The sequence below is a fragment of the Pseudomonas sp. IT-P253 genome, from assembly GCF_949768125.1.
Classification (GTDB): domain Bacteria; phylum Pseudomonadota; class Gammaproteobacteria; order Pseudomonadales; family Pseudomonadaceae; genus Aquipseudomonas.
Genome location: NZ_CATKPT010000002.1, coordinates 141161 through 152013 on the forward strand (window position 1 = coordinate 141161; position 10853 = coordinate 152013).

At 57.4% G+C, this 10853-nt stretch carries 8 protein-coding genes and 1 pseudogene; 7 read left to right on the forward strand and 2 right to left on the reverse strand.

Annotated elements, in window-relative coordinates:
• Positions 1 to 39 precede the first annotated feature (39 nt).
• From ACM6IR_RS01300 to ACM6IR_RS01310, 3 genes are read left to right on the forward strand one after another with little or no spacing between them, the layout of a single operon-like run.
• The gene (locus ACM6IR_RS01300; RefSeq protein ID WP_414906017.1) at positions 40 to 924 is read left to right on the forward strand and encodes a DUF6625 family protein; all 885 of its coding nucleotides are present in this window, start codon (positions 40 to 42) and stop codon (positions 922 to 924) included.
• Positions 921 to 2075 carry a glycosyltransferase family 4 protein gene (locus tag ACM6IR_RS01305; RefSeq protein ID WP_414906018.1) on the forward strand — a complete coding sequence of 385 codons (1155 nt, stop codon included), beginning with the start codon at positions 921 to 923 and terminating at the stop codon, positions 2073 to 2075. The genes ACM6IR_RS01300 and ACM6IR_RS01305 overlap by 4 nt, the downstream gene beginning before the upstream one ends.
• A complete protein-coding gene (locus ACM6IR_RS01310) occupies positions 2072 to 2956 on the forward strand; it encodes a glycosyltransferase (protein WP_414906019.1) in 885 nt (294 codons plus the stop codon). The genes ACM6IR_RS01305 and ACM6IR_RS01310 overlap by 4 nt, the downstream gene beginning before the upstream one ends.
• A gap of 97 nt (positions 2957 to 3053) precedes the next feature.
• On the opposite strand, the gene ACM6IR_RS01315 is transcribed toward ACM6IR_RS01310, so the two are convergent.
• Positions 3054 to 4277, reverse strand: coding sequence for an acyltransferase family protein (locus ACM6IR_RS01315; protein WP_414906020.1), 1224 nt, complete (start codon positions 4275 to 4277; stop codon positions 3054 to 3056).
• The gene (locus ACM6IR_RS01320) at positions 4277 to 6139 is read right to left on the reverse strand and encodes an O-antigen ligase family protein (RefSeq protein ID WP_414906021.1); all 1863 of its coding nucleotides are present in this window, start codon (positions 6137 to 6139) and stop codon (positions 4277 to 4279) included. The genes ACM6IR_RS01315 and ACM6IR_RS01320 overlap by 1 nt, the downstream gene beginning before the upstream one ends.
• Positions 6140 to 6294: 155 nt before the next feature.
• Between ACM6IR_RS01320 and msbA the strand changes: the two genes are divergently transcribed.
• The 4 genes and pseudogenes from msbA (at position 6295) to hldE (ending at position 10811) form a co-directional block, all read left to right on the forward strand.
• Positions 6295 to 8097 (forward strand): lipid A export permease/ATP-binding protein MsbA, encoded by a 1803-nt coding sequence (gene msbA / locus ACM6IR_RS01325; RefSeq protein ID WP_414906022.1) that lies wholly within the window; start codon positions 6295 to 6297, stop codon positions 8095 to 8097.
• A gap of 157 nt (positions 8098 to 8254) precedes the next feature.
• On the forward strand, positions 8255 to 8959 hold the full coding sequence (locus ACM6IR_RS01330) for a sulfotransferase family 2 domain-containing protein (RefSeq protein WP_414906030.1): 705 nt from the start codon (positions 8255 to 8257) through the stop codon (positions 8957 to 8959).
• 52 nt (positions 8960 to 9011) lie between these two features.
• A pseudogene (locus ACM6IR_RS01335) lies at positions 9012 to 9284 on the forward strand (adenylyl-sulfate kinase); the annotation flags it as partial.
• Between the two features lie 102 nt (positions 9285 to 9386).
• A complete protein-coding gene (gene hldE / locus ACM6IR_RS01340; protein ID WP_414906023.1) occupies positions 9387 to 10811 on the forward strand; it encodes a bifunctional D-glycero-beta-D-manno-heptose-7-phosphate kinase/D-glycero-beta-D-manno-heptose 1-phosphate adenylyltransferase HldE in 1425 nt (474 codons plus the stop codon).
• Positions 10812 to 10853: the final 42 nt, after the last annotated feature.

Consider the following 10853-nt stretch of genomic DNA (forward strand, 5'->3'; position numbering starts at 1 on the left):
AACCTGACGGCGTTTTCAGCATTGACAGTGAGTTTTTCAGTGATCAACCCATGCCCGCGTATCTTGTTTCTGATGCCTTATTTCGGCCGTTGGCCATTCTGGATGCCGTTTTTTCTCGAGAGCTGCCGTCGCAATGCCGACATTGACTGGCTGCTGTTCAGTGATTGCGGGGTTCCCGATGATCTGCCGCCGAACGTCACCGTCGAAAGCATGATGTTCAGCGATTACTGTGGGTTGGTGTCCCGGCGGCTGGACATCGACTTTGCGCCGAAAGAGGCTTACAAACTGTGCGATATCAGGCCTGCGCTGGGGCATATCCATGCCGACCGCCTGCAAGGCTATGATTTCTGGGGATTCGGCGATATTGATCTGGTGTACGGTGATCTGCGCAGTTACTTCACTGCGGATCGGCTCGCCTCTTATGACCTGTTTTCCACCCACGAGCGGCGAGTGGCAGGGCATCTGTGCCTGATTCGCAACATAGCCCGCAAGCGTGAGCTGTTCAGGCAGATCAAGGACTGGAAAGCGCGATTTACAGACCAGAAGCATCACGCGCTGGACGAAGGCGCGTTCAGTCGAATCTTTCTCTGGCGCAAGAATCTTCCCGAACCTTTGTTCAATCTGGTGGGCAAGTTCAACCCGTGGCGTCGACGCAGCGAGTTCACCGAGGCATTCAGTACGCCGGGTGGCTGCATCAAGTGGCATGACGGCACGGAGATTTTTCCGCTCGAATGGAATTGGCGTGACGGCCATTTGAGCAATGATCGCGATGGCGATCGCCGGTTTCCGTATTTCCACTTTGTCTGCTGGAAGCGCAACGAGTGGTCACGGTTGCCTCAACCCGACCCGGCGGAGGTCCGGCGCCTCGCCGCCGAGCCTGACTGGGTCATCGATGCGGCTGGTTTTCGCCGGGGAGCGTTATGAGTCAACGGTCAAAGGTTCTGCAATTGCAGCCTGACTACAACGTCAAAGCCCATGATTTTGCCGACCTCGCGGAGCAGATCGTAAAGGCTCTGCCAGGCGATCGCTATGAAGTGACTGCTGCGTTTTTGAGGGGTAAGCCCGGGCCAGGCGACGCAGTGAGCCGTGCCGATCGCTCGGTGTATTTCGAATTTTCCGACAAGGCCCTCAAGGGCATGCGCCTGCGGGCCATGTGGCGGCTGTATCAGTTCTGCCGTAAAGAAAAATTCGAGGTGGTGATCTGTAACCGCTTTAAACCGGTGAACATGATGCTGATGCTCAATCGCTGGTTGAAAGTACCGTTGTGCATTGGCATTTCCCACGGATTTGGCGAGTACGACCGGTTTTACCGACGCCGCCAGACCCAGCGCCTGATCGATCGTCACTGGCGCTTTGTCGGTGTGTCGCCGGCGGTCAAGCAGTACCTGCTGGACTGCGACTGCGGCTTCACCGACCAGAACACTTACGCCATCACCAACGCCATCGATATCGAGCAGGCTGAAGGCTTGCAGCACAGCCGCGAGCGCGCTCGCGAAATGCTCGGCATTGATCCGTCGGTGCGGTTGATCGGCGCATTGGGCCGGTTGGTGCCGGTCAAGGGGCACACCTATTTGTTGCAGGCGTTTGCTGCGCTTAAAGACAAATATCCCAATACTCAATTGGCGATCATCGGTGCCGGACGTGAAGAGTCGCGCCTGGCCGCTGAGATTGAACGCCTGGGTCTGAAGGGACGCGCACATTTGCTCGGGTTCAAGGAAAACGCCTTGCAGTACGTTCGCGCGTTCGACATCTGGACCATGCCATCGCTGGCCGAAGGCCTGGGTCTGGCGCTGCTTGAAGGCATGAGCGGCCATCTGCCTGTCATCGCGTCGAACGTGCCGGCCATGCTGCCGTTGATCCAGGGCGCAGGAGGTCTGGCAATTACGCCTGCCGATGTGCCAACCCTGGTCGCGGCGCTGGATAACTACCTCGGCCTTTCGGACGACGAGCTCAAGGCCAAAGGCGAACAGGCCTACTGCTATCTCCAGCAACAACACGACATCGAGGTGTTCCGGCAGGAGTACCTGGACCTGATTGACTCCGGCTTGGAACAAGCCCGCAAGGAACAACCATGAGCGATGCGCAACCTCTCGTAACGGTCATCATTGCGTCGTATAACCACGGTCGTTATATCGAGGAAAGCATTCTCAGCGTCCTCAACCAGACCTATCAGCACATCGAGTTGCTGGTGGTCGATGACGGTTCGACCGATGACAGTGTCGAGCGGATCAACGCCTTGCAGGCCCGCCACGGCTTCGATTTTCGCGTCCAGAAGAATCAGGGGCTGACCAACACGCTCAACGGCGCGATTGCTCGCGCCAAAGGCAGCCTGATCGTACCGTTCGGTTCCGACGACATCATGCTGGCGGAGCGCATTGCCACCCAGGTCGCGTACATGGACGGCAAGCCCGAAGTCGGGATTTGTGCCGGCAACATCGAGCTGATCGACGCCGACGGAAACCTGTATCCGGAAAAGCGTCAGCGCCGCGAGGTACCGTTCCGCCGACTGGACTTCGATGATATGTTCCTGGAGCGCAAGCCCTATCCGCCGGCGCCGACCTTGATGATCCGCCGCGAAGCGCTGGAAAAGGTCGGCGGGTTCGACCCGAACATTCGTCTGGAGGACTTGCTGATTGAACTGAAGGTGACTCACGCCGGTTACTTTATCGATGGTCTGAATGTGCTGATGGCGCGCTATCGCAAGCACGCCACCAACTCTTACAAGAACCACCGCTTCATGGTCGATAACATCCTGCGTTCCTACGCGCTGTTCAGCGACCATCCGTTGTACGACGAGGTGCGCTACAAGTTTCTCAATTCGATGTTTCTCAAGACTGCCAATCGAGACCGCAAGCTGGCGCGCGAACTGCTGGCCCAGATCCCGTTCAAAGCGTGGAACAAAAAGACCTGGCGTGGCCTGGGGCGATTGTTTTTTTCACGGTTGAAACAAGACTGAGCGATGGGTTGGATTCAGCGTTATCGGGACAAGCCCTGCAGCGATGATATCGAAGGGTTCCTGGCTTATGTCCGTCAGCGGCAGCCACAGTGAGGGTTCAGAGTTGTTGAACGACCTTCTGCGAGCGTTTTATCTGGCCGTTCCTGTTCTGACGTAGCCAGTGCAGGGTTTTCTTGCCCGCATTGATGCCCGGCTTCTCGATGTACAGATAGGTCAGGCTGCTGATGATGATCAGAAGGCAGGTGCTCAGGGCGAGCAGCGGCAGGAATATCCAGCTTTCCCGGGCGTCCAGATGCAGCATCCGTGGCAGTTGCTGCACCAGTACCCAGATCACGAAACCGTGCAGCAGGTAAGTGCTATAGCTGATCTCTCCGAGCCAGCGGATGCTGCGTAGTCCAAGAGCTCCAAACAGGGAGTTTCCAGAGGCTACGATGACGAAACACACCGAAATCAATAGCAGCGGTCCCAGACTGAAGGCGCGGTCGAATGCCGTAAATGCAATGGCCAATGCCAGTAAGGCAATACCCCCCGCCAGAGGGGTCTTGCTCCAGGCTACCAACTGCGGCCGGCGAATCCAGTAGGCGGCTGCAATACCGCCGAGGAAGCTGGCCAGGATATGTTTCTTCAGTGAGTGCTCCCAGCCGACCACCTGGTAAAGGGTGTAAATGCCGATCAGGCACAGCACCGTTTGCAGCCAGCTGACGCGATAGATGACTATCAAGGCTATCAGTGGCAGGGCCAGGTAGAAGAACATTTCGTAAGCCAGGGTCCAGGTGACATTGGAGATCAGCATCCCGGTCCGGGGGTACTGATTGACATCCGGTCGATCGAAGCTCAGCCAGGAAAAAATCTGGCCGATGACCTTGATGCCAGGGTCTTTGAGTTGCCAGTTCTGCAGATAAAACACCGTTACAAAGACGATCGTCATCAATGGCAGGTAAAGCGGGTAGAGACGAAATAGTCGCGATACCGCAAAGGCCAGCCAGTCATGTTGCCGCCCTTGGGTAAGCAATCGGTCCCAGAACAGAAATCCGGTGATCATGAAAAACAGTGCAACGCTGCCCTGGCCAAGCTGCGAGTAGAAATTGCTTGGCGGAAAATCTATTTTGCCCGTGCTTAGAAATATCCAGGTAATGATGGAGTGGTGAACGAATACACCGAACGCCAGATATCCGCGCAGGCCATCAATGCTGGCAAAGCGACGGTTGCCAGCATGCTCCAGATGATCGGCAATTTTCGGAACGGTGCGCAGCACCAGGGCGGCGGTCACGATCGCGAGCAGGTAGGCCGCTATCGCAATAATCGGATTGGTTTCATACATCAGTGAGCCCGGGCCGGGGAGCTGCCCGCCATCACTTGCCTGTGCAGATTGTCCACGTCGGATTTCGATGCCTTCGCTGCATATCCCTTGAGTAATGCTTCGAAATGATCCTCGAACAGCCAGCGACGATCGACGGTGTAACGCTGCATATGGCGCAGATTGCGCAGGCGCAGGGAAGAGCTCAATGAAGAAGGGTAAATGCGCATATCGGCCAGGTCGATCAGGCCGAACTCACCATCATCCAGTACCAATACGTTGCCCAAGTGGAGGGAGCGGAAATAGACACCTTGCTCATGCAACTGCGCCATGAATTTGCCGAAACGTTCCACCAATGCCTGACGTACCGCCGGGGCGGTAATACCTTGCAGGACCTGGCGCAGCGTGTGCCCTGACAAGGGTGAGTAATGCACGGCGGTACTGCCGTCTTCGAGCCGGTACAGGTCGAGGATTTGCGGTGTTGGAATGCCCATGTTGCGCAGTTGAACGCTATTGATGGCAAAGCGTTCTGAGTACGGGTTGAAACTTCCCGAGGTGTACCAGCGACGACGGCGGAACAGTTTGAGGAAACTGCCGTCGATCAGGCGCAGGACCTTCGGGCCCAAACCATCTTCTTCGATGATTTGGGCGTTGGCAGTGAGCTGATGCAGAGCGCTTGGCGTCGCCGTTTTGATCGGCGCGACCAGCAAGCGTCTGGCTCGCTGGTTGATGCTCAATGCGGCAATCAGTGCCAGAGGAATCCACAACAGAAACCAGTGCTCTTTTGGTCGGGAAATAATCCCCCCACCTTCGGTCAGGCCTGCACCGATACCGAATGCCAGCCAGGCTGAAGCGATGATAAACAGTGGTTGAAGCCGATAGCGCCAACTGCTCAGCAAACCGACGATCTGGATGAACAGCCATGGCAAGAAACCGACAATGCCGACGTAATAGAGCACTCCGAGGGCGAAACTATGGGGCTCCTGCAGGAGGTAGCCAATGCCGGGATCGAGTGTCAGGTCGGCGTTGAAGCCATGACCTATCCACGGATGATGGGCAATCTTTTGCAGGGCCAACTGCCAAATCTCCAAGCGATAGGAATCGCCCCGTCCATTGATCATCTGCGAAAACACCACGGCAACGGCGGCACCCGTGGTGAGCAGAGTGCCAAGCAATACAACGGAGCGTCGATTCCAGCAAATGAGGCTCAGCCAGAGCGCCGCCAGCGTCAGAGCAACCAGCGGGGTCCTGGAGCCGGTAGCAATCACGGCGGCGAACATGACCGCCATTGCCGGGATACTCAGCCAAAGTAGCTGGCCACGCTTGCAGGTCATGCTCACGCTGAGCCAATAGGCGCAAAAAAAGCCGAAGACGTGGGAGCTGAGCAGCGGATTGTCGAAGGCGCCACTACCGATCAGGCGCATGCCCGGTTCGTAGACGCGGGCAAACATGTACAGGTTGTAGGCCGAGGCGACCAACGCCACCATCGCTGCGCAGAACAGCAGAGGCTGGATGATCTCGCTGCGATAGCGCACCAGCAGGTAGCAGCCTACGAACAGAAAAAGGGTATGCAGCGGTGGTTTGAACTCGCCGACGATGTCGTCATCAGGGGGGCCCCAGCACAGGCTGAGCAGGGCCCACGCCACGAACAGTAATGCCGCAATGATGATGGGCTCGCGTAGCAACTCTTTTATCATCTGCGGTCGCAGGCATAGTGCTATCAGCGCGGGAATGCTGAACAAACCGTAATAAAGTTTGTGGTGCTGACTTCGGCCCGGCAGGAAAAAAAGTGCACACAGTAGCAAGAAGTAACCGAGCGGGAGGATCCACAGGCAAATGAAATCGAAGACTCGATTGGATGTGTTGTTCAAACCGTTTAATTGCATGCTGAGTGATTCATTCCTGAGTTAAACAACCATCTGAGGGTGATGGCCATTTGATGTATGTTCTCATACGTCACACTATGTGCCGTCATGCGTTTGCCGGAACCCTGAAGAAGCTGTGCTAAAGTCAGCGTCCTTTTTATCGACATTCGCGTGATATGACCGACTCCAGTCTCTCCGCAAGCCCATCGAGCTTGAAAATCTACTTCCGCCTGCTCGGCTATGTCCGGCCGTACATCAGTCTATTCCTGATCAGCATTGTCGGTTTCCTGATTTTCGCTTCGACGCAACCCATGCTGGGCTACATTCTCAAGTACTTCGTCGATGGCCTTTCCAACCCTGAGGCCGTGCTGTTTCCAAGCGTGCCTTACCTGCGTGATCTGGCATTGCTGCAGGCTGTGCCGTTGCTGATCGTTCTGATCGCTGCATGGCAGGGGCTGGGATCTTATCTGGGCAACTACTTTCTGGCCAAGGTTTCCCTTGGGCTCGTCCATGATCTGCGGGTTCAGTTGTTCAACAACCTGCTGGTATTGCCTAACCGGTACTTCGACAAGCATAACTCGGGTCACCTGATTTCTCGTATCACCTTCAACGTGACCATGGTCACGGGGGCGGCCACGGATGCGATCAAGGTCGTAATTCGTGAAGGCATGACGGTGATCTTCCTGTTCGCCTCGCTGCTGTTCATGAACTGGCGCTTGACGTTGGTCATGATCGCCATCCTGCCAATGATCGCAATCATGGTGCGTACCGCGAGCAAGAAATTCCGCAAGCAGAGCAAGAAAATCCAGGTGGCCATGGGCGACGTGACGCATGTCGCTTCGGAAACCATTCAGGGGTATCGCGTGGTTCGCAGTTTCGGCGGCGAAGTCTACGAAGAGAAACGCTTCTTTGATGCGAGCCAGGGCAACACCGACAAGCAACTGCGCATGACCCGTACGGGTGCCATCTATACACCGCTGCTGCAACTGGTGATCTACACCGCCATGGCCGTGTTGATGTTCCTGGTGCTGTACCTGCGTGGTGATGCGTCCGCCGGTGACATGGTTGCCTATATCACGCTGGCCGGTTTACTGCCCAAGCCGATCCGTCAATTGTCCGAAGTCAGCTCGACCATCCAGAAAGGTGTGGCCGGTGCCGAGAGTATCTTCGAACAACTGGACGTCGCGCCTGAAGTCGATACCGGCACCGTTGAGCGCAATGCCGTCAGCGGTCGCCTGGACGTGCGTCATCTCAGCTTTACTTACCCTGACACAGAGCGCCAGGTGCTCGATGACATCAGCTTCTCGGTCGAGCCCGGGCAAATGGTGGCGCTGGTGGGACGTTCGGGCAGTGGCAAGTCGACCCTGGCCAACCTGATTCCGCGTTTCTATCACCATGACAAGGGCGAGATCCTGATCGATGGTGTCGAAGTGGAGCAGTACAAACTGCTTAACCTGCGCAAGCACATTGCCCAGGTGACCCAGCATGTGACGCTGTTCAGTGACACCGTGGCCAACAACATTGCCTATGGCGATCTGGTCGGCGCGCCTCGTGCGGACATCGAGAAGGCCGCGAAAGATGCCTACGCGATGGACTTCATTGCGCAACTGCCCGAAGGCCTGGACACCCAGGTCGGCGAGAACGGCGTATTGCTTTCCGGTGGCCAGCGTCAGCGTCTGGCGATTGCCCGGGCACTGTTGAAGAATGCGCCGTTGCTGATTCTCGACGAAGCCACTTCGGCCCTCGATACCGAATCGGAGCGGCATATTCAGGCGGCACTGGACCAGGTCATGAAAGGCCGGACCACCCTGGTGATCGCTCACCGGTTGTCGACCATCGAGAAGGCGGACCTGATTCTGGTCATGGACCAGGGCCGGATCGTGGAGCGCGGCACCCACGCCGAACTCCTGGCGCAGAACGGTTACTACGCCCGACTGAATGCCATGGGCCTCGACACCCCGGCGCAAGACATCGCCTGACCTTTATTCACCGGGCGTGCAATGCGCCCGGTGACTTGTATCGAGATATTTACGTTCTTGACCAAACCTGAATAAAAATCCGGACTAGGCTTGTTAAGGTTTCTGATCGAACTTTGACTTGAATCGAGAGGGCCATCCCTTTCGCGTGGGTACTGCCTTGCTGCAACGTTATCTCTGGAAACTTTTGCCCAAAACGCAACGTGCCTTTTTGCTGGGTCGCTTGTCGGTGGTGGACCGTCAAGTGGTGAACAAGTCGATGTCGGCGAACCTGCATTTCCCCCGGGCCTTCACGCAGCGCTCCTGTCTGTTTATCCATGTCCCCAAGTGCGCCGGAAGCAGCGTCTGTGCGGCGTTGTTCGATAACTGGTGTCCCGGGCACTTGCCGTTGTACTGGTACGAGCAGCAGTTTCCCGAGCAGTTCGCAGCCAGTTTCAAGTTCGCCTTCGTTCGCGATCCTTTGGAAAGAGCCTACTCGGCTTACGCTTTTCTGCGGGGTAACGAATTGGGCCGGCGCGATCAGGCCGCGCAGAAACTGGTCAGCCACTATCGCGATTTCGACGACTTTGTCAGTCGCTGGCTTCACCCGGAAACCATCCACAGGCAACTGCATTTCGCCCCTCAAGTGGATTTTCTCACCGACTCCCTTGGGCATCTGGCGCTGGACTTCATAGGGCATCAGGAACACCTGGAGCGGGATTTTCAATTTGTCTGCGAGCAGTTAGGCCAGTCTGTGGTGCTGCCTCACGTCAATGACTCCCGGCAGCGACTCCCGATGCTGGCCCGTGATTTCTGCTCGGTCCGTACCCGTCGGCTGGTGCGACGGGCGTATCAACGCGATTACGAGGGGCTCGGTTATGAATAAGGCGCTATCGATGCCGGTTTCCGGGGCCAGACCTTACAATTTGTCGCTGACCATTTCGCCATTTCGCGCCGAACGTGACGCCGCGCGACAGTTGTTCGCCGAGGGCGATTTCATTGAGGTGTATGTGAACACGCCGCTCGTGGTGTGTGCGCAACGGGATCCCAAAGGCCTGTATCAAGCGGCAAGGGCAGGGCGAATCAAGGACTTCACTGGCATTGACAGCCCTTACGAAGCGCCGCTGTCTGCCGAGTGCGAGATCGACACCGAAAAACGGGAGCTGGCGGAGGCTTGCTTGCAGTTGTCGGCATTTCTGCTCAATAAATGATCCGTTTTCACGGTCGGATTATCCGGTTGCAGCCGTCGCACAAGCCAGCGCCAAGCCTGTGGTAATATCGCGCCCTTGTTCATTTTGTATGTGGGTTGCTCCATGAAGTTGTCGATGCCGCGATTCGATCAAGCCCCTGTCTTGGTGGTCGGCGATGTCATGCTCGACCGTTACTGGCATGGTGGTACCTCACGGATTTCCCCTGAGGCACCAGTACCGGTGGTCAAAGTCGAGCAAATCGAGGACCGCCCGGGTGGTGCCGCCAACGTGGCGTTGAACATTGCCGCGCTCGGTGCCCCGGCTTCGCTGGTGGGTGTGACCGGCGACGACGAAGCCGCCGACAGCCTGGTCAATAGCCTCAAGGGCGCTGGCGTGCGGGCGTTGTTCCAGCGCATTGCGCACCAGCCGACGATCGTCAAGCTGCGGGTCATGAGCCGTCACCAGCAACTGCTGCGTATCGACTTCGAAGAGCCCTTCGCCACCGACGCCCTCGCGTTGGGTGAGCAAGTCGACGAGTTGCTTGAAGGTATCAAGGTGTTGGTGCTGTCCGACTACGGCAAAGGCGCGCTGAAAAACCATCAGGTGCTGATCCAGGCCGCCCGTGCGCGGGGCATTCCGGTGCTCGCCGATCCCAAGGGCAAGGATTTCTCAATCTATCGCGGTGCGAGCCTGATCACCCCCAACCTCAGCGAGTTCGAGGCCATCGTCGGCGGTTGCGCCGATGAGCACGAGCTGGTGAGCAAGGGCGCTCAGCTGATGCATGACCTTGACCTCGGCGCCTTGCTGGTGACCCGTGGCGAACACGGCATGACGTTACTGCGTCCGGATCATCCGGCGCTGCATTTACCTGCACGAGCCCGAGAAGTGTTCGATGTGACCGGTGCCGGCGACACCGTGATTTCCACCTTGGCGGCCGCAATTGCCGCCGGCGAAGAACTGCCCCACGCGGTGGCCTTGGCCAATCTGGCAGCAGGCATTGTGGTCGGCAAGCTCGGGACGGCGGCCATCAGCGCGCCGGAACTGCGTCGCGCCATCCAGCGTGAGGAAGGTTCCGAGCGCGGTGTGCTTGGCCTTGAGCAGTTGTTGCTGGCGGTCGACGATGCGCGGGCGCACAAAGAGAAAATCGTCTTCACCAACGGTTGTTTTGACATCTTGCACGCGGGGCACGTGACTTACCTCGAACAGGCACGCGCCCAAGGTGATCGTCTGATCGTTGCGGTCAACGACGATGCCTCCGTCAGCCGTCTGAAAGGACCGGGTCGACCGATCAACAGCGTTGACCGTCGCATGGCCGTACTGGCCGGTTTAGGTGCCGTGGATTGGGTGATCAGCTTCCCTGAAGGCACCCCGGAAAACCTGCTGCGCGAGGTCAAGCCGGATGTGCTGGTCAAAGGCGGGGACTACGGGATCGAACAGGTCGTCGGTGCTGACATCGTCACGGCGTACGGCGGGACGGTGAAAGTGTTGGGGCTGGTGGAAAACAGCTCCACTACCGCGATTGTCGAGAAGATCCGCAAGTCTGAGTGACGCTTAAACGATCGCCGCTTCTGTAGGAGCGAGGCTTGCCCG